Origin of the sequence: Halobacillus sp. HZG1 (assembly GCF_035818575.1) — a bacterium.
Taxonomy (GTDB): domain Bacteria; phylum Bacillota; class Bacilli; order Bacillales; family Halobacillaceae; genus Halobacillus; species Halobacillus litoralis.
This window is the reverse complement of record NZ_JAYLVQ010000070.1, coordinates 189,359-212,131: the sequence shown is the minus strand read 5'-3', so window position 1 is coordinate 212,131 and position 22,773 is coordinate 189,359. Positions and strand designations below refer to the sequence as shown.

Below are 22,773 nucleotides of genomic sequence, written 5' to 3'. Positions count from 1 at the left end.
TACATGTACAGAGTTGCTGTTGATGTCGGAGGTACGTTTACTGACGTAGTGCTTCAAAATGAAAGTACAGGAAGTATTATTGGGACGAAGACACCGTCTACTCCATCAGATCAGTCGATTGGGTTGATGAAAGGGATCCAGAAGATTTGTGAGGAAAACGATATCGAGTTATCTCAAATCCAATCCATCATGCACGGAACCACAGTTGCGACAAACGCTGTATTGGAAGGGAAAGGAGCGAAAGTAGGTCTCATTACGACGGAAGGCTTTGAACAGATCCTGCATGTGGCAAGGTCATGGACACCTGCTCCGATCAGCGCCTGGATGGGCTTCATAAAACCTGACCCTCTCGCCGACCTTATTTATACAAGAGGAGCTAAGGAAAGGATTGATGCAAAAGGGGAAGTTTTGACCGAACTGGATGAAGACCAGGTCCGTTCTGAAATCCAGGCCCTTTATGAAGAAGGAATTGAAAGTTTGACTGTAAGTTTATTGAACTCCTACGCGAATCCCACACATGAACAAAGAATCCGTGAAATGGCTGAAGAGATTGATCCGAATATCCTTGTCAGTATCTCCTACGATATCTTACCTGAATTCAGAGAATATGAAAGAACTCTCACCACTGTTATGAACTCTTATGTCAGACCTCCTATGCAAAGATACTTAACGAATATCCAAAACAAACTGGAAGATTTGAAACTAAATAGCCGTCTAAGCATCGTACGTTCCGACGGTGGGTTGATGAGTATCCCCGCTGCAGCTTCTCTACCTGTGCACACGATGCTCTCTGGTCCTTCCGGGGGTGTTACGGCTGCGGCTATGATCGGCTCGCAAACGGGTAATCGGAATGTCATCTCCTTTGATATGGGCGGTACCTCTACGGACGTATCCCTGACCTACGACGGCACACCGCGCGTATCCAGAGAAACAAAAGTGGGGGTCTTCCCAGTCAAGTCTCCTTCTTTAGAAGTAGAAAGCATCGGAGCTGGGGGCGGTTCCATTGCCCATGTTCCTCCTACTGGAGCGTTGCGCGTCGGTCCGCAAAGTGCTGGTTCAGAACCGGGCCCGGCAAGTTACGGTTCGGGAGGAGAGGATCCGACAGTGACGGATGCGAATGTCGTATTAGGGTATTTACCTCCAATCCTCGTCGGTGGAGAGATGAAGTTGGACGTAGAAGCGGCTGAGAAGGCCCTTCAGAAAGTTGCTGAAAAGTTGGATACGGACATCTACCATGCCGCTCAGGGAATTTATGACATCGTCAACGAAAACATGTATGGAGCGACAAGGGTTGTCTCTGTCGAAAGAGGGTATGATCCGAGGGAGTTCTCTTTATTGGCTCTAGGCGGAGCTGGTCCGCTGCACGCGAATGCACTTGGCAAACTGACGGGTAGTTTTCCTGTCATTTTACCTCCAACACCAGGCGTATTATCTGCTCTGGGATTCCTGCAGTCAGATATTCGAAATGAATACTCCAGAACGTATATCCACAAATTGAGTCATCTGGATCGGGAAAATCTGATTGCAGCATTGAATGACCTCTATTTGGACTGCCATTCATGGCTTGAGCAGGAGAAAGTAGAGGAAGACCAGAGGTTGATCCGATTTGAAGTCGATGTTCGTTACTTCAGACAAGGTCATGAAATCCCTATAAAAGTAACGAAAGAAGAGTTGGATCATGCCGGAGTTTCCATTTTAGCAGAACGTTTCAGCTCGATCCACGAACAGATTTATGGATTTAAAATGGACGTGGAAGTGGAACTTGTGAACATTCGGGCTATTGCAATAGGAAAAGTGGCATCTCCTTCCATTCCAATGGTGGAAGAGGGAGAGGTGGATGCATCGGGAGCAATTATAGACCATGAGCATAAAGCATTCTTTAATGGCGAATTCAAATCAACCCCTATCTATGAAAGGAACTTACTAAAACCGAACAACAAAATCATAGGCTCAGCCATCATCAGTCAAAAAGACACGACGACTTTAGTGCTTCCGGGATTCACAGCTGCCATTGATAAGAACCTGAACATTCTCATAGAGGAGGGAGCTTCCTTATGAAAAATATTGACACAATAACGGTGGATATTATTGAAAACGCTTTAAAAAACATAAAGGAAGAAATGGATGTTACTCTATTCCGATCTGCCATGTCACCAGTCATCCGGGAGCAGCATGACTGTTTTCCAATGATTACAGACGCGGAAGGACAAATGGTGGTCGGGAATTTCGGTTCCCACGTGCCAGAAGTCGTCAATCAATTCCCTGAAGGTGTCCATAAAGGGGATGTCATTTTTGTCAGTGACCCGTACAGCTGCGGAGGATCGATTTCGCATGTGAATGATTGGATGGTCATCCTGCCCATCTTTTCAGGGGAAGAGCTTGTCGGGTATTCTTCCATGTTCGGGCATGTGATGGATGTCGGTGGACCTGTGCCTTCCAGCATGCCGGTGACAGCCACTTCCATTTACGGGGAAGGGGTACGTTTTCCGCCGGTCAAACTATTTGAAAAAGGGCAATTGAATGAATCAATCATCCGTATCATTAAAGCGAATACGCGTACACCTATGGAAAATTACAGTGATCTGATGGCGATTGTAGCTTCGTGCCGTACAGCGGAAAAGCGGGTGCAGGAGTTATGTGAACGTTTCGGTATCGACACCTATTTCGGAGCTTTGGAAGCTCTGCTTGAGCGGACAAATACAATGATGCGTGAGCTGATCACGAACTTCCTGCCGACAGAACCGGTATCTTTTGAAGATTACATCGATGATGATGGACTCGGAAACGGGCCATTTAAAATGAAACTGACCATATGGCGGGAAGGGGACCACGCCTATTTTGACTGGACAGGGACGGATAAGCAGTCTCCAGGTCCTATCAACTATTATTTGAGTGAACCTATGTTCAAAATGTTCATCGGTTCGTTCCTCATTTCTGTCTTTGACCCTGCGATCAATTTTAATGATGGATTCTATGATGTACTCCATATTGAATCTCCAGAAGGGACGTTGATGAGACCAGTTGAACCTGCAGCGCTCGGATGTCGTACCCATGCCCTCAGCCGATTGTTCGATGTCTTAAGTGGAGCGCTCTCCATCAACACGCCAGAAAACAGCCCGGCAGCGGGATACGGAACGAGCCCTTACTTCATTTATTCGGGCTATGATCAAGACGGTCGATATTTCAACCTGATGGAGGTCATGTATGGAGGACTCCCGGGTCGACCGATTGGCGACGGTTTGGACGGGCATTCGTGGTGGCCGGCGTTCGTGAATATTCCGACGGAGTATCTAGAAACCTATTACCCTCTACGAGTGGAATATTATCGAACGGGTAAAGACTCTGGTGGGGCAGGAATGAATAGAGGCGGAAACTGTAATGAAAAATTATATACCTGTCTCGCGAAGGGGACGGTCTCCATTCACGATGACCGGTCGACTTTGCAGCCCTGGGGAATCAATGGAGGGGAACCAGGCGGATCTTCTTCTAAGACATTAATTAGAAAAGATGGCTCAAAACAGGAGCTGGATTCAAAAGTGGACAATATCGAAGTGGAACCTGGTGATCAGATTCTATTCATTACAGGTGGCAGCGGAGGATGGGGAGATCCTCTGGAACGTAAGCCGGAACAAGTGTGTATGGATGTGAAACGAGAATTGGTCAGCCTTGAAAAAGCAAAAGATTCCTACGGTGTCGTCTTGAATCCATCGACGTTAGAAATTCAGCACGAAGAAACGGTGGAATTGAGGAATCAGTTGAGAAGACAGAGAGGAAATTTAAAAGCGTTCAACTTCGGGAACAGAGCGGACGTTGTAAAGGTTTAGCTTCTGCCTGCTAAATCCGTATAACGAGCTCAGTCTATTCACAAGGGAGAGAGACAAGATGGGGAAAACCCTCTATGAAAAAATATGGGATCGCCATGTCGTCGAGAGCCGGGAGAATGAACCGGATCTCCTCTACATTGATCTTCACTTGATCCATGAAGTGACCTCCCCGCAAGCTTTTGACGGATTGAAAAAAGAAAATAGAACCGTCCGGCGACCTGAGTTGACGCTCGCCACTATGGACCACAGCATTCCGACTGAAAATCGGAATTTCCCATTTCAGGATCCCGTGGCCCAGCTGCAAGTGGAAGCACTCGAAAGGAATTGCAAGGAGTTTCATATCCCTCTTTTCAACCTGGGAAGCGACCGCCAAGGGATCGTTCATGTGATTGCACCTGAGCAGGGGCTGACATTACCAGGCCAGACGATGGTTTGTGGTGACAGTCACGCCTCCACTCATGGGGCGTTCGGAGCGCTCGCGTTCGGAATCGGGACAAGTGAGGTTGAGCACGTGTTAGCCACCCAATGCTTACAGTTGGTCCCTTCCCAAACGTTAGCTATTGAATTCACCGGCGAGTTAGCAAACGGCATCACATCGAAGGATTTGATATTGGCATTAATCGGTGCCTATGGGAATGACTTTGCCACAGGCTATGTCATTGAATATCGCGGAGACCCTATTAAAGCCATGTCGATGGAGCAACGGATGACGATTTGTAATATGTCGATAGAGTTCGGCGCACGGGCAGGTCTGATGGCTCCAGATCAAGTGACTTTCGATTACATCAAGGATAAACCCTTTGCCCCGAAAGGAGCGGACTGGGAAAAAGCTCTCGGAGACTGGGGGGAGTTATACAGTGATGAGGAGGTCGGTTTTGATAAGGTCATCCATTTCGATGTCACTCAAGTATCCCCGCAAGTCACCTGGGGGACAAACCCCGGCCAAGTCGTCGGCGTCAAAGGAGCGGTTCCAAGTCCGGAAGCATTTTCCGGATTTGCGCGCTCCAATGTCGAAAACGCCTTGGATTACATGGGTTTAAAACCTGGTACTAAGATGGAAGACATCCCAATTGATGTGGTTTTCATAGGTTCGTGCACGAACAGTAGAATAGAAGATTTGAGAGAAGCGGCTCGAGTATTGAAAGGATATGAAAAATCTCCTGACGTCCGAGGGATTGTCGTCCCCGGATCACAGCAAGTCAAAGCCCAGGCAGAAGCTGAAGGGCTTCATCACATTTTCCTGGAAACTGGACTGGAATGGCGGAACTCCGGGTGCAGCATGTGTCTTGGTATGAATGATGATTTCGTCGGGCCGAACGAAAGGTGTGCGTCTACCTCGAATCGGAATTTCGAAGGCAGGCAAGGGGAAAATGCAAGGACTCACCTCGTCAGTCCGGCGATGGCAGCTGCCGCAGCGGTCAAAGGTCATTTCTATGACATCAGAGACTGGGAGTACAAACTTCAGGAGGTGCATTCATGAACCCCTTTACAGTCCATGAAGGAATCGTCGCCCCTTTTAATCGGTCCAATGTGGATACAGACACGATCATCCCGAAGCAATTCTTGAAATTGATGAAGAAAGAAGGATACGGGAAGTTTCTCTTCTATGACTGGAGATACCTTGATGGAGAGGAAGAAAATCCGGAATTCATCCTTAACCAGTCCCACTATAAGAAGGCTTCCATCCTCTTGTCGAGAGATAACTTCGGGAGCGGGTCGTCGAGAGAGCATGCGGTTTGGTCGCTCAAAGATTTTGGCTTTCGCGTGATCATTTCCTCATCTTTTGCTGATATCTTTTATTCCAATTGTGTGAAAAACGGAGTGCTCCCTGTAGTTTTATCACAGGATTCTATCGATGAACTATTCGATCGAGAGGGAAAATCAGAAATCTACCGCCTGGAAGTTGATTTGGAAAAAATGATGATCACCGATTTCGATGGATTTGAAGAGTCCTTTGAAGTGGAACCATTCATTAAAGAAATGCTCCTTAACGGATGGGACGAAATCAGTATGACGCTTAGGAAAGAACAGTCCATTGAAGATTTTGAAAGGAAACATCCAATTCATTTCAGTCTGAAGGATGCTGTTCCTCAAAGGAGTTCTGAATGATTGTTTACAAGCGTTCATGCTTGTTTAACAATAAAGTCTCATGTCGCGCCCTTGGTTTTATGGTCTATTCAAACTAAGAGGAGGAATGAAAGATGAGTAAACAGACAGATGTGAAAAGCAAGGATTTTTTTGTGGAGATGGTGGAGAATCATTACTTCGGAAATGTGGATGCCAACAACTTAGAAGGAGTATTAGAGTGTTTCAGGGAAGATGCTGTATTTACAATTCAGACGGCCCATTCGGTTCATAAAGGAAAAGATGATGGAATAAAAGAAATGTTCATCAATTTGTTCAAAAACTATCAACCCAAGATGGTCCATAAAGACTTCAGGCACGTGATCGACGAGGAGAAAAACTGTTGCGCTTCGCAATTTAATGTTGAATTGATTGAAACGAATAGTGATCAAGAAGTTTTACTTACCAATTGCAATTTCTTTTATTTTGATGAACAAGGAAAGTTCAAGGAAGTGTATGTGTACATGAGTGACGGCCAGAATGTCTTGGGTTGAGGAGGATGACTATGAGTAAAAGAGTCAAAATCATCATCCCTGTCCCCGTCGATTTAGATGGAGTAGAAAATAGACGCTCCCAGCTTCCTGAAGCATGGATCCGGCCCGGGTATGAGGTCGAATTCGTATCCGTGAAAAATGGGGCTTCCCTAGGAGATAGTTATTACGACACTTTACTTATGGATATGTTCGTTTTTGAGGCAGGTTTGAAGGCGGAGGAGGAAGGATACCAAGCCGTCTGTATCGATACGGTCAGCGATTCCGGTTTGTATGCACTGAGATCAAGGTTGGAAATTCCGGTTTTCGGGCCAGGGCAAACGGCTTTTTATACTGCGTCCATGCTCGGCCATAAGTTTTCAGTCATCACCATGTGGGATGAGTGGTTCCATCTTTATCGTAAGACATTAAATGATTATGGATTGAAGGATAAATTAGCATCATTGAGATCGATTAACACCAGGCCTGACTTATCAGAGTTGTTATCTGGAAAAGAAGAGATCATCTTCGAAAAGTTGGAGCGAGAGTCATGGAAAGCCATCGAAGAGGATGGGGCGGATGTGATTGTACTCGGGTCTACAACGATGCACCAGTCCTACCAGTACTTGAAAGAACGGTTACCTGTGCCGGTCGTCAATCCTGGTTTGGTTATGTATAAGTATTGTGAAGTTTTCCTGGAGTTAGGGTTAACTCATAGTAAGAAAGCATTTCCATCTCCTGAAATAAACAAGGATGAGGTGGTATTTAATAGTTTGATGCATCAAAACTAATGGAACTTTAAATAAGTAGCCCAAAAAAACTTCCTGCTCTCTGCGAGTAGGAAGTTTTTTAACAACTTATGCCAAAGCTGCTTTACGGTATCGAAACAGGCTTGCACTTATTAAAATGAAGGTGATCAACACAAGGATCCACATTGCATCCCGGTAAGCCGAAAAGGTTAGGGGTTGGATCCAGTCGTGATAAAGTTCGATCGCGAGCCAGCCGATCGGGAAAATCGGCGCCGCTTTTGCATAGGAAGCATTCAGGGCTGCCTTTCCTTCCTCCGTTTTTCCCTTCTTCCCCCAAGTAAAGCGTAAGAGATAAACGAGCGCTATTAGAAAGATCGGGGTCAACAAAAGTCCTACGAACATCATTTTTCTTCCTCCTTTCTTATCTGTTCACTAATGGTTTGATCCAAGTATTCATCCATGGGATCTCTCTGTCCGATTTTTTTAAGTCCGTCTCCGATGAAGTAGCCGGCTAAGGCGATTCCTGCTGCCAGGATGACAGCATCGAGTGAAAATTCCATTGGTTAGAACCTCCGTCCTGTTCTTTCTCTCTTCTATACGCATAGGAAGGAGAAAGGTTTCAGGGGAGTGACCTGCTTCTCTGATTTCCCATCAAAATAAAAAGACAGAAAATTCCCTCACTTCATTTACGAGTTAAGTGTAAGATGGTAAAATTTATCATTGTAGTGAAGTAAAGAATACAAAGGAGAGAGGGCAATGGGAAACGATCTACTCTATGCAAAATCATATTTTGAGAGACTGCCGGAACTTGGAGATTTGGCACCAGAAGCGTTCAAAGCTTTTGTAGCTTTCGATAAAAAAGCACTTGAACCGGGAAAGCTGGACGGAAAACTAAAAGAATTGATCGCTGTAGCGGTTGCTCACGTGACGGGATGCCCGTACTGCATCGATGTGCATGTGGAAAATGTGAAGAAGCAGGAAGCTACGAAAGAAGAAGTGTCAGAAGCGATTCTTGTAGCAACAGCGCTGAAGGCAGGTTCTTCGATCGCACACAGTGTCAATGCATTGAATACATACGATGAAAAAGGCGACGATGCTTTGTATAAAGCTTCTTACTTCGGCCGTCTGAAAGAGCTCTCCAATCTTAATGGGGATGCGTTTCATGCGTTTGTCGATTTTGATCAGCAATCCATGAAAGAGGGAGCGATTTCCGCTAAAGATAAAGAGCTCATTGCCATAGCGGCCGCCCACACAACAGGCTGTCCTTACTGCATCGATGTTCATACGAAAGGTGCGAAACAGCAGGGTGCTGAAAAAGAGGAGGTAGCGGAAGCGATTTTTGTTGCTACGGCATTAAAGGCCGGTTCGGCTATTGCTCATAGTGTGAATGCGTTAAATGCCTACGATGATGAGTAAGAGAATGAGAATGAAGGATAAGTAAATAAAAGTTTCCAGAGGCGATTCCTTGATCAAGGGATCGCCTCTTTTACATCTCAGTATGTTGAAAAGTCCCTGACCCTGAAGTCGCTGAGGTGTTGACGTGGTGGGGCAGGAGTTTTATAAAAGCGCCCACCAATCTTCTTCCTGATCCTATTAGCTAGATTTGAAAGTTCCCTGTTAGAAAAATTAACCATTACTTTCCACCCACTAACTATCTGAAATTTACGACAATTACTACTATTATCGTATTTACCAATATCCAATAGTCTTGTACACTTTAATCGAAACGTTTCACCAAACTTTGAAAGGGAGTGTTTTTTTGAAAAAGAAGGTTTCACTTTTATTCCTGGCACTTATCCTAATGATGAGTGTAACCGTACCAGCCACGTCTCTGGCTAAACAGTCACCAAAAGGTAAAGAGAATGCTTTATCCAAACAATTGGAAGCGATTTCAAAGAAAACGTACCGGTATTTTGAAGATTTTACAGTGGAGGAAACAGGACTCACTTACGATGCTGTCAGATATGATGAGGACGGGGAAATGACGGCACAGAAACACACCTCGCCAACAAATATCGGTATCTACATGATGAGCACGATTGCTGCAGAAGAAGCGGGGCACATTTCCCGCGATTCAGCGGTTGATAAAATCAAAACGACTTTAACGACGCTTGAAGGTATGGAAAAATGGAACGGCTTGTTTTATAACTGGTACAACACCTCAGATGGGTCCCTTTATACGGACTGGGGAGAGTTCATTTCAACGGTAGACAATGGCTGGCTGTCTGCGGGATTGATTGTCGTTGGACAAGCGTACCCGGAACTCTATGATCAGTCCAACGAGATCGTACAGGATATGGATTATTCCACGCTCTATACGCCTGAAGTCGGGCAGATGAGAGGCGGATATGATGTCGCTGCAGAAAGCTATACCTCCCACCATTACGGAGCGTTCTACACGGAACCTCGTGTTGCCAGCTACATCGCGATCGGTAAAGGGGATGTACCTAAAGAACACTGGTGGAAGATGTACCGCACGATGCCTGACAGCTGGGATTGGCAAGCACAGAAGCCGGAAGGATATACGACAACGTATGATGGTGTAGATGTGTTTGAAGGCCACTATTCTTACAATGGTCAAAAGTATGTACCAAGCTGGGGTGGAAGCATGTTTGAAGCTCTCATGCCACCTCTTGTATTAAAGGAAAAAGAACTGGGTAAAGATGCATTAGGATTGAACAATAAGCGTCATGCGGACATTCAAATCCAATATGCCAAAGAGGAAGGGTACGCCGCCTGGGGAATGTCCCCTGCCGCAACGCCAGAGGATTATTCTGAGTTCGCTGCTACACCACTTGGCATGGATGGATATAAATCAGACGGCACGGTAACCCCTCACGCCACTTTCCTGGCTCTTGAATATGCACCGATGGAAGCATTCAAAAACATCCAGCAATTGAAACGTTTCGATACTTATAGCAAGTATGGTTTCTTAGATTCCGTCAATGTAGAAACAGGGGAAGTGACCAACGCTTATCTCGCTCTCGACCAGGGCATGACGATGGTTTCAATCATCAATTATCTCAAAGATGGGGTAATCAGAGACTATTTCCATGAATCAGACATTGGACACGGTCCTGAAGATCTACTGATCAAAGAAGAATTCTCCATCAAATAATAAATAACCCGGTGACTCTCAAGAGAGAATCACCGGGTTATTTTATTTGCTTCTTACAGAAGAGCGTTTCACAAACTCTGTGGAAAGATCAAACGACTGATCAACCTGCTCTCCTGCGAGCATTTGAAAAATGGTATGGACCGCTAAAGCACCTGCTTCATACTTCGGTTGCTTAACGGTAGTCAATGGTGGGTTTACATACTCCGATAACTGGATGTCATCAAATCCGACGATAGAAACGTCATCCGGAACCGCTATCCCTTTTTCAGAGAATGCTTGAAGGCCGCCGATCGCCATTTCATCATTGGCATAAAACAGCGCATCTGGCAATTGCTGCTGGGCAATGAGCATTTTAGTGGCCCGGTATCCGCCATCACGAGTGAAATTCCCACTTATTTTAAAGCGGGATTGGAACGTGATCCCATGTTCGTTCAAGGCATCTGAAAAACCTTTGAACCGTTCCTCATTGTCATGGGAATCGTGGGGACCGCTGATATACCCGATCGATCGGTGACCATTCTCAATCAAATGTTCCGTGGCTTGATAGGCGCCATGGCGGTTATCGACCTTCACATGGATCGCAAACGGATTTTGGACTTCACGATCCAGCACGATGATCGGGAAGTCTTCACGTGCAGACTCCTCAATCAACTGGGTGCTTACATTATTCGCAAGGATGATCGCTCCGTCCACTCGTTTCTCCCGAAGGAATTTCGTGGCGGTGGACCGATCGCCTCCTAATGAACTGCAGGCGATCAAATCATACTGATGACTTGCGGTCACTTCCTGGACTCCTTTGATCAATTCAGAAAAATAGGGACCTGACATATCACTCAAGATTAAGGCGATCGTGTTTGTTTTGGTCCGCTTCAGATCGGAAGCGAACCCGTTCTTCTGATAATTCAACTCTCTTGCGGCTTTAAGCACTTTTTCAATCGTCGATGCACTTACTTTTTGATTGCCATTCAATGCATAGGAAGCTGTCGAGAGAGCTACCCCTGCTCGCTTAGCCACATCTTTAATTGTAGCCATATTAAATCCTCCATCTGTCAATTCGTATATTTAATTATAACAGTTTTTTACCGGTTTATTTGATACCGGACATAGTGAAACCTTCTACAATGTACTTTTGGAAAAAAGAGAAGATGATGATGATTGGTACGACCATGAACGCAGCTCCTGCCATTTGCAGGGCAAAATTATTCGCGTACTGCCCTTGCAGCAGGGAGAGTCCGACGGATAAGGTGTAAAGACTTTCATCATTGGCGATGATCAACGGCCAAAGGAAACTGTTCCATCCCGCGATGAAGGTCAAAATCCCCTGCACAGCAAAAATCGGTTTTGCGATAGGCATGACCAGCCGGAAAAAGATATAAAACTCTCCCGCACCATCAAGTCTTGCCGCTTCAATCAAATCATCGGGAATCGTCGTCATGAACTGACGGAATAAAAAGATGCTGAAGGCGACAGCTAGTCCGGGTAAGATAATCCCTGTCATCGTGTTCGTAAGACCCATCGCATTCAACAGCAGATACACAGGGATCATGGTGACCTGACCAGGAATCATCATCGTCGCCAAGACGATATAAAACACTTTTTCCCGGCCTTTGAAATCATATTTAGCGAAACCGTAGCCTGCCATCGCATTGAACAATAATCCGAGGAAAGAGAAGAGCACAATGACGAGCGTATTCCTCAGGTACACGGCAAAATTCATGTTGGTGAACAGGTTGATATAATTATCAAGGGTCGGGTTGTCCGGAATGATGGTCGGCGGGATGGCCAAAACTTCACTTTCAGGCTTGAAGGAGCTTGAGATCATCCATATGAATGGAATCGAAACGAGAATGCCTCCCGCTACCATAATAAAGATGACAAGCGCTTGTTCCCATTTGTTTTTCTTAGTCGCTACTGCCATAACTGCTGAAACTCCCTTCGATTAATATTCCGTATCTGATTTTCTGAATTTGAATTGGATCATCGTTACGATAATGATCATCGCGAAAAGCACAAAGGACGCAGCGGCCGCATAGCCGAATTCACTGAATTGGAAACCTTCCTTGTAAATGAAGAGGGCAATGGAAATCGTGCCATCCAACGGCCCGCCATCGGTCATGACGAACGGCTCTTCGAAAAACTGCATCCAGCCGATCAAAGTGGTAACGGTCACGAAGAACGTGGCATAGCGCAGGAGCGGTAACGTCACATGAAAGAGCACCTGCAAGCGGTTCGCTCCATCCATTTCGGCTGCTTCATAATAGGATTTCGGAATTCCCTGCAAAGCGGCGAGGAAGATGATCATATTGATCCCAATCCCTTTCCAAACCGCTAAGATGATCAGGGAGATCTTAGCGATGGTCGGTTCCTGCAGCCATGGAATATTTTCAACCGTAAGTAAGGAGAGTAAGTAGTTGAACAAGCCGTACTCTGTGTTGTATAAATAACCCCAGATCACAGCAACAGCAATGATATTCGTGATCGAAGGCATATAGTACACGGCCCGGAACATCGTGAACAGTTTGCTTGTCCCGTAGTTTAGCAGCAAAGCGATGGACAATGAACAAATAATGACTAATGGAACACCGATGACGACATAAAAGATCGTATTGAAAATGGATTTGATAAATTTATCATCAGCGAATAGAGATTGGTAATTTTCAAGACCGATGAAAGAAATCGAAGACCAATCGGCCAGACCTTTCAAGTTCATATCCGTGAAACTGATGAAAAAAGCAATAAGAATCGGGATCAAACTGAAAAGGGATAACAGTAGAACAGCTGGAGAAATGAACATATAAGGATGTCTATTTTTTAATTTCATGAAAACCCACCTACCTTGTCGTGACATGGATAAAAGAAGATGGAATGGGGGTTCCATTCCATCCTGCCATGTGATGTTTTATTCTTCGATCAAGCTTTGAGCTTCCTGGTTGAACTCCTCAAGCTCTTTTTCTACGTCAGCGCCACCTACGGTAATACGCTCGATATGAGCCAGTAGTTCCTGGGCAATTCTTTCAAACTGTTCGGTCTGCAAACCAGGCTTCGTATTCTCCAGCTGTTCGCCGAATGTTGCATACATCGGGTTTTCCTGCATCACTGGATCTTCCCACGCTTCCGTGCGGGAAGGGAGGGTGTTGGATTCTTCCAACCAGCTCAACTGTGTGTCCACATCCGTCATATAGGAAATGAACTTCAGTGCGCCTTCCACGTTATCGGAGCTTTCAAAGATGGATAGATTGGCACCACCCATGCTGGACGTATTCGTTTCTTTGGTCGGCATGACAGCTGTGGACCATTTCCCTTCAAGGTCCGGAGCCTGATCATTGATGATATTGATCATCCAAGGTCCACTGAAGAACATCGGTTTCGAACCATCTTTGAAAGCTTCCACGATGTCTTTGCCTTCCTGCTTCTGACTGATTCCTTCTTCGAAATAACTCGTATAGTATTGGATCGCTTCTTTGAATTCCGGAGAATCAAAATTCAACTTTCCTTCCTCAAGATTCGCTTCATAACCATTCTGCCACGCGAAAATGAAAGGAGTGATCTGATCATTTCGATCAATGTCAAGGCCAAAGGAATCTTCGCCGCGGTCCGCTAACGTTTGAGCCGCATCCTTCAGCTCGTCCCATGTTTTTGGAGCTTCTTCATAACCCGCTTCTTTCAAGATATCCTTCCGGTAATATATGACCCGTGTATCGGCATACCAAGGAATCCCTACGACCTGGTCGTCATGTTCCATCGTCGTTACAGAACCATCGAAGTAGTTTTCCTTAGCGAAATTCGGATAATCCTCCATATATTCGGATAAATCGAGTAGAGCTCCTGCTTCTGCAAATTCTGGTACCCAGGTTGTGCCCAGTTGAACGACATCGGGTCCATTTCCTGAGGCAACCGCTGTCAACAATTTGTCATGGGCTGTATCCCATGGAATAGCTTGTACATCGACCGTCAAACCTTCGTTCTTTTCCTCGAAATCTTTACTGAACTCTTTCAGTTTTTTACCTTCTTCTCCCATCGCCCACACCGTTACCGTGTTTTCATCCCCTTCAGAGGATGAACTGTCCGAGCATCCTGCCAACATCAATGATGTCATAACAACAGCGATCAACAACCATAGTTTTCCCTTCACGTAAAGCACCCCTTTTTGAAAAAATGAAGTTTATTGAAACGTTTCGATAACTGTATTATAATTTACTTTGTATCCGCTTTCAACTACTTCTTTGATTTTTCTAATAAATTTTAATAAATCCCTATTTTAAGCGGTTGACGGATTAGATTGGCAGGATTATACTGCAATTATATTTATTCGAAACGTTTCAATTATACTTCAATTGAGGGGGAACATTCATGGCAGAACATCAAATGAAAAACTTATTGGATCAAATGACCGTAGAAGAAAAAGTAGGGCAGCTCGTCCAATTGGCCACACCATTTTTTAAAGGAGCTTCCGATCGAGGGGAAATTACAGGTCCGATGGTTCACATGAATATAGATGAAGAAGATATCCAACGTACAGGTTCGGTACTAGGAGCTTCAGGAGCTAAAGAAACAATCAATATTCAAAAGGTTCATATGGAAGAGAGCCGTTTAGGGATTCCGTTGTTATTCATGTCGGACATCGTTCATGGGTTCAAGACCATCTTTCCTGTTCCCTTAGCAATCGGCTGCTCCTGGGATATGGAGCTGGCTGAAAAGAGTGCTTCCATTGCTGCTAGAGAAGCGGCTGTCGCCGGCGTCCACGTCACATTCGCTCCGATGGTGGATTTATCACGGGAACCGAGGTGGGGACGTGTGATGGAAAGTACAGGGGAGGATACCTTCCTGAACAGCCAGTTCGCCCGTTCATTCGTCCGGGGTTTTCAAGGAGATTTGGAAAATGATCCTCATAAAGTAGCTTCATGCGTCAAACATTTTGCTGCCTATGGGGCGCCAGAGGGCGGTCGTGATTACAATACCGTCGATATGTCAGAATGGCAGCTGCGCGAAAACTACCTTCCTGCCTACAAGGCTGCGTTAGATGAAGGTGCTCAGATGGTGATGACAGCCTTCAACATCTTAAATGGCATGCCATCGACAGGAAATGAACCGTTAATGAGGGGCCTTCTACGGGATGAATGGAACTTTGATGGTGTGCTCATCTCTGATTGGGGAGCGGTGAAGGAATTGATCCCTCACGGCGTCGCAGAGAATGAAAAGATAGCCGCAGAAAAAGCGATGAAAGCAGGCGTCGATGTCGAAATGATGACGTCCTGTTACGTCAATCATGTGGAAGAACTGATCGAGGAGGGGACATTGGAAGAAAGCATCCTCGATGAAGCTGTGCTGCGCATCCTGCAATTGAAACAGAAACTTGGATTGTTTGATAACCCTTATCGGGGAGCGAGTGAACAAGAGGAAGACACCCATATCCTCTCCACTGAAAACAGAAAAGCTTCCCGTGAACTGGCCACAAAATCAATGGTGCTCCTGAAAAACGAAGGGACCCTGCCACTGCAACAGGATCAGAAAGTCGCACTGATTGGTCCGTTTGCCGACAATACCGATATCCTCGGGCCGTGGTCATGGGGAGGCTCAGCCGATGATACCATTACCGTTGCTTCCGGCCTATCCCAATACTTAAATGAAAATCAGCTCCTAACATCAGCCGGATGCGGCATTGAAACGGGAACAGACGAACAAATGCAAGCCGCATTGCAAAAAGCAGAACAGGCGGAATCCATCGTTGTAGCGCTCGGGGAACATTCCGATATGAGCGGGGAGGCTGGATGCCGGGCAGACATCCGCATTCCTGAGGTCCAGTTAGAGCTTTTGAAAAAAATCAAATCAGTAGGAAAACCTGTCACAGCCGTCCTTTTCAATGGTCGTCCCCTTGATCTACGGGAAGTCATCGAGAACGCCGATGCCGTCATTGAAGCGTGGTATCCAGGAACCGAAGGTGGGAACGCGCTCGCAGATATCCTGTTCGGCGAAGTGAACCCTTCGGCTAAATTGACGATGTCGATGCCTTATTCCGTCGGACAAGTGCCGATCTACTACAACCGTTACAATACAGGTCGTCCTAAAGGCGCGCCAGATGCGCAGGAGCGCTATGTCTCTCAATATCTTGATATCCCGAATGAACCATTATTTCCATTCGGCTTCGGAATGAGCTACAGCCGATTTGAATATAACGAACTTTCGATCTCCTCGAAACGGATCCGACAAGATGAATCACTGACTGTCTCTATTCAATTGACCAATACAGGCGACTATGCGGGAGAAGAAATCGTCCAGTTATATGTAAGAGATCTAGTTGGAGAAGTTGTCCGCCCGCTGAAGGAGTTGAAGGATTTCGAAAAAGTTTATCTCCATCCTGGGGAGCAGAAGGACGTCCATTTCACTCTTACAGAAGAGCAGCTCAGGTATTATCATGCAAATATGGAATATAAGAGTGATGCCGGGGAGTTTGAGGTTTTCGTAGGACCGAACAGTCGGGATGCGAAGTCTGAAAGATTCTCGCTTGATTAAATATATCTTCACTTCAGAACCACACGGAACCTTTCCGTGTGGTTTTTTTGTTTAAGTTGAAATTTATGAAATCATGAATGCCTTTCCATTTAAATGAAACAAATTCACTAATAATGACTTATTTCATGGCTTTTAGTAAATATTAGAGGTTGAAACAGGAGGTGAAAGAATGAAAATCAAAGGACCGATTTTATTAGGCATTTTAATTGCAGCTATTTTGAACGGTTGCGCTGGCAACGAACCAAATGAACCGGAAGATGTGAATTACCAGCCGACACGTTATGACCAGGACGATCAAAGAAACCGTTTGGACAGGGATAATGGTGAGGATACGAGGCCTGATGTTGATTATCCGATCATCGATAGAGAGGACCAGGAGATCGAGTTTGGTGACAGGGAAATTGATCTTGAGGACCCTTTTGATGAAAGAAACAATAATGACGATAATCGGGAAATGGTTGAATAACTGATAACAAAGCATCGTCGTACGTCAGAAAATCCCTGGCCTTTGCCGGGGAAAATTTCGTCCTGTGGACTTTTTTAGGAGTAATATTCTTTGTCACTTTTGAGCTCGAAAAACTTTCAATTTATAAAGTCATCCACTGAATTTTATCTACTTTAGGTGAGGAGATGCTTGAGCATACTTACCTTTCTGTACTGTACTACCCAGGATTTCATCCATATTTTTAGCATGATTAAAGACCTTCATTTACCAGTTTACTTCTAATGCGCGTGTGGTAACATATACATAATTAGAACAAATGTTCGTATTTATATTAAGGAAGTGATCATCTATGAATGGCGTATTGAGAAGGGGTTTAGAGGAGAAGCAACAACTGGAACTCATCTACATGGCTGACAAAGGGAAGATCTCACAGCGGGTCATCCGCGTAGTATCTATCAAAGAGGAGACCGTCCTGGCTTATTGTTATACACGTAAGACGGTGCGGTCATTCAAGCTCGCCAATATTTTGTCGGTAACCCCTTATAACAAGTGGAAGAAGTATAAAAAGACACCTTGAAATCCAGTCATCGAAATATGGTGAATGTACGGTTGCTCTAGCGGAAACTAGAGAAGATATCTTAGAATCGTTGAGATTTACAAGAAATAAGTATGTAAAAAAAGAACCACAAAATAGTGGTTCTTTAGTCTTTCATGGATCCTGCCTCACGCGATGTCATGGCGCCTATCCCTGCGTTTACATCCTTTTGAATTTCCTGCTTTACTTTATTTGGATCTGTTCCGGAACGTCCTGGCTTTAATGATTTCGGCTCCTCTATTCTTCCTTGTCCGACTTCGGTTCCTGCCTTTATCTGGTTCTTTGCCACTACCCAACACCTCCATATTTGTAGGTTTAGCGACAACTCAAAAAATAATCACGTGTATAGACCTTTCCTTCCTGGCGGGAAGGGATGAGTGATCTTTAAATGAAAAACACACGCCGGCTAATCTTGCGTACTTGAATGTGAAGGAGAAGATTCTTCCTCTACCTCTCTCAGTTCCTCATTCAAAGCTGCATGATCAAGGTCATCACCAATAAACACTAAATTGTTTTCCAAATTTAGAGGAGAAGGGGTGAAACTTGGCGTTCCATAAGCATATTGAAAAAGTTGAGTTCCTGATTGACCTGTAAGTCGAATATATCCCTTAATACGATAAATCTGCTCAGGCATGGATTTCAAGAAGTTTTCAAATCGTTCCTGGTTGACGGGAGAGGAGAATGTATGAACATATGTCTTAATATGAAGGTGATCAATCGTCTGCTCTTTTTCATGCTCATTTCTTTGTTTAGTTTCTATATTTGAAAATGTATCCCAGGGAACTTGAGCGTGCTTAGCTGCAAGCACCTTACCACCAGGGTTTATTTCATTCAATTCTCTCATCAACTTCTCTTTATTTCGTATAGTGAGCTGATCTGATTTATTCAGAATGACAAGGTCTGCATGCTTGACTTGTTCTGTAATCAGCTTTCTGAGTGGGATTCTGAGGTTATGCCGTCCCGCCCAACTATTGGGATCGACCATGGTTATGATCGAATTCACTTTAACTTTATCGGATAAAAGGGGAGTTAAACACGCATCTAATACCTCAACCGGGTGTGCAACACCTGTCGTTTCTATATAGAGTACATCCAGATCATGATGGTAGAGGATATCCGAGATTTGAGTTTCCAGTTTATCAGAAAGAGTGCAGCAGACACAGCCGTTTAACAGTTCTTTTAAAGGGGTGCCCTCAGGCAATGACTGGGTATCGATCGGCAGTTCGCCTGCTTCATTCATAATCACGCCCACTTTTCGTCCTCTTTGATATTCTTCTTCCAGTATTCTCTGCAATAGCGTTGTTTTTCCTGAACCTAAGAAACCAGAAAGTATGTGGATTCCGGTATGTGCCAATACATAAACACTCCTTGTAAAGTAAGTATTAGTGCCTTGCTAGTTCACATCATTTGTCATCCGTAAATTATTTTAATAGTAATGATTACGAATATTTGTGAAGGCTTACATTTTAACTTCATTTAATGAAAGATGCAACATTTTCACCCCTTTGTATTTACCCACGAGAGAGTAAAAGGGAAGGAAGAAATTAAATAAAAAATGAATTTATGCTTGTCCTCATAGAAATTAAGTGATACATTATTCTTCGTAAGTTAAATAGTAATCATTACGATTAAAACGTTCTATTGATTCGTAACATAGGGGAACATCCTTTCATGAAAAATTATCGATCATTGATTATTTACCTGAGTTCATTCACAGAAGAAAGCCAGAAGGAAATGTACTCGATCCACCCAGAAAAATGGAAACAGACAAGGTACATAGAGAGATTCGGATTCGGAGGTGAAACGATGAGTGATTATTTACTTAACATACTAACGGACCATATTATAAGTACCCTGCCACAAAAGCAGCGGGATCTATATAAGTATGTCATTAAAATGGAGGATGACATGGCAGAAGAAGTGGATTCCGCAGGAGAATTTATAACCCGTCTTAAAATTGAATCTCCGCATAAGCTAGCAGCGGACCATTTTGAATTAACTTTATTTGAATTATTGCAGGTGATGAAAGAGATCGAGGAGGAAGTCGCTCGACAGCTTCCCTCGAAGATGGACGCTGTCAAATTCATCGATTGTACAGACTCTATTCATGCTGACTTGAACGTAAAAAAGGATCAAAAACTTTATTTTGTATCACTTCCGCATTCGTAACGAAACTGGAATCGATCAGAGGAGGAAATAGGATCTCTGTAATTTTATGGTGCCCTCTACGCTTACGATCATAAGAGTGAGGAGGTTTTGATCATGTTGGATGATCTATATCGTAAAATTGTAATGGACCACGCCAAATATAAACGAAATTATGGAGCGATGGACGGAGAAAGAGATATTCATAAAATTCATTATAAAAATCCCACTTGCGGAGATATGATGGTCTTATATTTAAGCGTAAAGGAAGGGAGAATGGAGGATTTATCTTTCGAAGGTGAAGGCTTCAGCATTAGTATGGCTTCATGCTCCATGATGACTGAGGTTTTGAAAAACCATACCGTGGGGGAATGCATGAAGAAGAGACGTGCTTTTGAACGCTTAATAAGGGAAGGGCACCGGGAGGATGGGATTGAATTAGGGGATGCCGCATCACTCCAGGGTGTACATAAATTACGTGCCAGACATAATTGTGCACTTATGCCTTGGCAAGCACTTGATCGATGGTTGAAGGAGAAAAAATATGACGGAGATGGATACAAGAATACCTGTAACCATAGTGACGGGGTATTTGGGATCGGGAAAGACCACTTTCCTTAATCATTTGCTGAAACATACAGAAGAAAAGACAGCACTCATCGTGAACGAGTTTGGAGACATAGGGATTGATGATCAGCTCATTGAACAAACGGAAGAAGAAATCATCGAAATAAACAGGGGCTGTATTTGCTGTAATGTACGCAAAGATTTAATTGATACGTTATCCATGTTAGCTATATCCAGGGACGAGAAAATGATTGAGTTTGACCGTGTGATTATTGAAACGACAGGACTCGCTGATCCTGCTCCTGTTGTGCAGACATTCCTGATGGATAAAGAAGTGGTCGAAGATTACTTCATCGATGCGGTTTGTACATTGGTTGATGCGAAGCATATTTCCAGACACTTGGATCAACAGGGGGAAGCTATCAATCAAATCGCTTTTGCCGACGTTGTCCTTGTCAACAAAGTGGATTTGGTAACAAAGGATCAGCTCACGGATCTGCGAAAAAGATTGGAACGCATCAATCCCACCGCCTCTCAACACCTCTGTGAAAACAGCCGGATTTCACCGGGTGAAGTTCTTGGGATTTATTCCTTTGACTTGCAGGAAAAATTGAGAGGACATCCAGATTTTTTGAACAGCCATCACCATTCCCATGATGATGAAATATCTTCTTTGGCTCTTCGGGAAGTGAAGCCGTTGAATTTGAAAAAGCTAAACCTTTGGTTATCCTTTCTCGTTCAAATTCAGGGAGAGAAGTTATACCGTTACAAAGGGGTTTTGAACATTGAGGGAAAAGAGAGACGCTTTGTTTTTCAAGGTGTTCATATGCTTTTTGCAGGTGAGGAAGCTGGTTCGTGGGGAGATGATGAGCGGGTAAGTGAGCTTGTATTTATTGGAAAGAACTTAGATAAAAAAAGTCTTACGGAACAGTTCCAGCAGTGTGTGACGGAGTAGAAATTTTTTTACACAGTTTTAAATCGTAATCATTACTTTTATAGGAGGGTAACAATGGAGAAGAAAATACCAGTCACGGTCTTGAGTGGTTACTTAGGTTCAGGAAAAACCACGTTACTCAATCATCTATTAAACAACCGCGATGGACTTAAAATCGCTGTCATCGTCAATGACATGAGTGAAATCAATATCGACGCAGACTTAGTAGAGAAAGGCGGCCATTTTTCCAGAGTGGATGAGAATTTGGTCGAGATGTCCAATAGCTGCATCTGCTGTACGTTAAGAGAAGATTTATTGATTGAAGTTGAGAAGATTGCAAAAGCCGGGGATGTGGATTATATCGTGATTGAGTCAACTGGCATCAGCGAGCCTGTGCCGGTCGCCCAAACCTTTTCTTATATCGATGAAGAGCTCGGAATCGACCTTACCCGGTTCTGTCGTTTGGACACGATGGTAACGGTGATGGACGCTTACCGGTTTTGGCACGATTATGAATCCGGAGACCGTCTGTTGGACAGAAAGCAGGCGGTAGGGGAAGAGGACGAACGAAATCTGGCAGATCTGTTGATCGACCAAATTGAATTTTGCGATGTGCTTCTATTGAATAAATGCGACATGGTGACGGAGGAGCAACTGAATGCATTGACAAAAGTGGTGCGGACGTTACAGCCTGATGCGGAAATCATCCCAACTACATTCAGTGAAATCGATCCAGAGAAGATTATCAATACGCATCGCTTTAATTTTGAAAAGGCGAGTCAATCGGCTGGGTGGCTCCAGGAATTGATGGCAGGCCCTGAGGCCCATACCCCGGAAACAGAAGAATATGGCATTCAATCTTTTGTATATAAGAGAAGGCTTCCTTTTCATTCCCAACGCTTCTACGATTGGATCGGCCGGATGCCGACTTCGATAGTAAGGGCCAAAGGAATATCCTGGTGTGCCACAAGGAATGATCTGGCGATTCTTTTATCACAAGCAGGTCCATCGGTTTCCATAGAACCGGTCTCCTACTGGGTAGCTGCTCTCCCGAAAGAACAAAAAGATCGTACGATTATGCAAAACCCGGATGTGTTGAACGATTGGGATGTGGAGTATGGTGATCGAATGACCAAGCTGGTCTTCATTGGAGTGGAACTTGATAAGAAAACGATTACCAAAGAGTTGGATGAGTGTTTGGTAACGCCTGAAGAGGCGGACATGGAATGGTCGGAGATGGAAGATCCCTTTAACTGGAAAGTCAAATCCTATCAATGAAAATAAAGAAGGTG

At 44.4% G+C, this 22,773-nt stretch carries 23 protein-coding genes; 15 read left to right on the top strand and 8 right to left on the bottom strand.

Going from position 1 to position 22,773, the window contains the following annotated elements; translation table 11 throughout:
- Positions 1 to 3: 3 nt before the first annotated feature.
- From VKA52_RS14195 to VKA52_RS14170, 6 genes are all read left to right on the top strand, one after another.
- On the top strand, positions 4 to 2,058 hold the full coding sequence (locus VKA52_RS14195; RefSeq protein WP_326316136.1) for a hydantoinase/oxoprolinase family protein: 2,055 nt from the start codon (positions 4 to 6) through the stop codon (positions 2,056 to 2,058).
- Positions 2,055 to 3,824, top strand: a complete 1,770-nt coding sequence (locus VKA52_RS14190) for a hydantoinase B/oxoprolinase family protein (protein WP_326316135.1) — start codon at positions 2,055 to 2,057, stop codon at positions 3,822 to 3,824. The genes VKA52_RS14195 and VKA52_RS14190 overlap by 4 nt, the downstream gene beginning before the upstream one ends.
- A 58-nt stretch (positions 3,825 to 3,882) precedes the next feature.
- Positions 3,883 to 5,304, top strand: coding sequence for a 3-isopropylmalate dehydratase large subunit (leuC, locus tag VKA52_RS14185; RefSeq protein WP_326316134.1), 1,422 nt, complete (start codon positions 3,883 to 3,885; stop codon positions 5,302 to 5,304).
- Complete coding sequence (gene leuD, locus VKA52_RS14180) at positions 5,301 to 5,933, top strand: 3-isopropylmalate dehydratase small subunit (RefSeq protein ID WP_326316133.1); 633 nt, start codon at positions 5,301 to 5,303, stop codon at positions 5,931 to 5,933. The genes leuC and leuD overlap by 4 nt, the downstream gene beginning before the upstream one ends.
- 92 nt (positions 5,934 to 6,025) lie before the next feature.
- Entirely contained in the window at positions 6,026 to 6,442 is a 417-nt protein-coding gene (locus tag VKA52_RS14175) for a nuclear transport factor 2 family protein (protein WP_326316132.1), read from the top strand.
- A gap of 11 nt (positions 6,443 to 6,453) precedes the next feature.
- Positions 6,454 to 7,209 carry an aspartate/glutamate racemase family protein gene (locus tag VKA52_RS14170; protein WP_326316131.1) on the top strand — a complete coding sequence of 252 codons (756 nt, stop codon included), beginning with the start codon at positions 6,454 to 6,456 and terminating at the stop codon, positions 7,207 to 7,209.
- A gap of 66 nt (positions 7,210 to 7,275) precedes the next feature.
- Here VKA52_RS14170 and VKA52_RS14165 read toward each other — a convergent pair whose 3' ends face one another.
- Together VKA52_RS14165 and VKA52_RS14160 are read right to left on the bottom strand one after the other, a co-directional pair.
- Positions 7,276 to 7,572 carry a hypothetical protein gene (locus tag VKA52_RS14165; protein ID WP_160914552.1) on the bottom strand — a complete coding sequence of 99 codons (297 nt, stop codon included), beginning with the start codon at positions 7,570 to 7,572 and terminating at the stop codon, positions 7,276 to 7,278.
- Entirely contained in the window at positions 7,569 to 7,727 is a 159-nt protein-coding gene (locus tag VKA52_RS14160; protein ID WP_206945392.1) for a hypothetical protein, read from the bottom strand. Before VKA52_RS14160 ends, VKA52_RS14165 begins: the two co-directional genes overlap by 4 nt.
- 196 nt (positions 7,728 to 7,923) lie before the next feature.
- On the opposite strand from VKA52_RS14160, the gene VKA52_RS14155 reads away from it, so the two are divergent.
- Positions 7,924 to 8,583: a carboxymuconolactone decarboxylase family protein gene (locus VKA52_RS14155; RefSeq protein ID WP_326316130.1), complete on the top strand. Its 660-nt coding sequence runs from the start codon at positions 7,924 to 7,926 to the stop codon at positions 8,581 to 8,583.
- Positions 8,584 to 8,968: 385 nt separating this feature from the next.
- Complete coding sequence (locus VKA52_RS14150; protein ID WP_326316129.1) at positions 8,969 to 10,285, top strand: glucoamylase family protein; 1,317 nt, start codon at positions 8,969 to 8,971, stop codon at positions 10,283 to 10,285.
- Between the two features lie 42 nt (positions 10,286 to 10,327).
- Here the strand turns inward: VKA52_RS14150 and VKA52_RS14145 are convergent, their stop codons facing one another.
- The 4 genes from VKA52_RS14145 to VKA52_RS14130 all read right to left on the bottom strand — a co-directional run bounded on the left by VKA52_RS14145 (position 10,328) and on the right by VKA52_RS14130 (position 14,417).
- The gene (locus VKA52_RS14145) at positions 10,328 to 11,317 is read right to left on the bottom strand and encodes a LacI family DNA-binding transcriptional regulator (protein ID WP_326316128.1); all 990 of its coding nucleotides are present in this window, start codon (positions 11,315 to 11,317) and stop codon (positions 10,328 to 10,330) included.
- 55 nt (positions 11,318 to 11,372) lie between these two features.
- A complete protein-coding gene (locus VKA52_RS14140) occupies positions 11,373 to 12,203 on the bottom strand; it encodes a carbohydrate ABC transporter permease (protein ID WP_160914555.1) in 831 nt (276 codons plus the stop codon).
- A 21-nt stretch (positions 12,204 to 12,224) separates the two neighbouring features.
- Positions 12,225 to 13,106 (bottom strand): carbohydrate ABC transporter permease, encoded by an 882-nt coding sequence (locus VKA52_RS14135; RefSeq protein ID WP_237417507.1) that lies wholly within the window; start codon positions 13,104 to 13,106, stop codon positions 12,225 to 12,227.
- A 78-nt stretch (positions 13,107 to 13,184) separates the two neighbouring features.
- On the bottom strand, positions 13,185 to 14,417 hold the full coding sequence (locus tag VKA52_RS14130) for a sugar ABC transporter substrate-binding protein (protein WP_326316127.1): 1,233 nt from the start codon (positions 14,415 to 14,417) through the stop codon (positions 13,185 to 13,187).
- Between the two features lie 218 nt (positions 14,418 to 14,635).
- Here VKA52_RS14130 and VKA52_RS14125 point away from each other — a divergent pair, with 218 nt between their 5' ends.
- The 3 genes from VKA52_RS14125 (at position 14,636) to VKA52_RS14115 (ending at position 17,817) form a co-directional block, all read left to right on the top strand.
- Complete coding sequence (locus VKA52_RS14125; protein WP_326316126.1) at positions 14,636 to 16,795, top strand: glycoside hydrolase family 3 N-terminal domain-containing protein; 2,160 nt, start codon at positions 14,636 to 14,638, stop codon at positions 16,793 to 16,795.
- A gap of 169 nt (positions 16,796 to 16,964) precedes the next feature.
- Complete coding sequence (locus VKA52_RS14120) at positions 16,965 to 17,261, top strand: hypothetical protein (RefSeq protein WP_160911658.1); 297 nt, start codon at positions 16,965 to 16,967, stop codon at positions 17,259 to 17,261.
- A 328-nt stretch (positions 17,262 to 17,589) separates the two neighbouring features.
- On the top strand, positions 17,590 to 17,817 hold the full coding sequence (locus tag VKA52_RS14115) for a WYL domain-containing protein (RefSeq protein WP_326316125.1): 228 nt from the start codon (positions 17,590 to 17,592) through the stop codon (positions 17,815 to 17,817).
- 124 nt (positions 17,818 to 17,941) lie between these two features.
- Here VKA52_RS14115 and VKA52_RS14110 read toward each other — a convergent pair whose 3' ends face one another.
- Together VKA52_RS14110 and VKA52_RS14105 are read right to left on the bottom strand one after the other, a co-directional pair.
- Positions 17,942 to 18,124, bottom strand: coding sequence for a hypothetical protein (locus tag VKA52_RS14110; protein ID WP_326316221.1), 183 nt, complete (start codon positions 18,122 to 18,124; stop codon positions 17,942 to 17,944).
- Positions 18,125 to 18,241: 117 nt separating this feature from the next.
- On the bottom strand, positions 18,242 to 19,189 hold the full coding sequence (locus VKA52_RS14105; protein WP_326316124.1) for a CobW family GTP-binding protein: 948 nt from the start codon (positions 19,187 to 19,189) through the stop codon (positions 18,242 to 18,244).
- 317 nt (positions 19,190 to 19,506) lie between these two features.
- On the opposite strand from VKA52_RS14105, the gene VKA52_RS14100 reads away from it, so the two are divergent.
- From VKA52_RS14100 to VKA52_RS14085, 4 genes are all read left to right on the top strand, one after another.
- A complete protein-coding gene (locus tag VKA52_RS14100) occupies positions 19,507 to 20,004 on the top strand; it encodes a hypothetical protein (RefSeq protein ID WP_326316123.1) in 498 nt (165 codons plus the stop codon).
- Between the two features lie 93 nt (positions 20,005 to 20,097).
- On the top strand, positions 20,098 to 20,601 hold the full coding sequence (sufU, locus tag VKA52_RS14095; protein ID WP_326316122.1) for a Fe-S cluster assembly sulfur transfer protein SufU: 504 nt from the start codon (positions 20,098 to 20,100) through the stop codon (positions 20,599 to 20,601).
- On the top strand, positions 20,525 to 21,502 hold the full coding sequence (locus VKA52_RS14090) for a CobW family GTP-binding protein (protein ID WP_326316121.1): 978 nt from the start codon (positions 20,525 to 20,527) through the stop codon (positions 21,500 to 21,502). The genes sufU and VKA52_RS14090 overlap by 77 nt, the downstream gene beginning before the upstream one ends.
- 54 nt (positions 21,503 to 21,556) lie before the next feature.
- Positions 21,557 to 22,759, top strand: a complete 1,203-nt coding sequence (locus VKA52_RS14085; protein WP_326316120.1) for a CobW family GTP-binding protein — start codon at positions 21,557 to 21,559, stop codon at positions 22,757 to 22,759.
- The last annotated feature ends 14 nt before the right edge of the window (positions 22,760 to 22,773 follow it).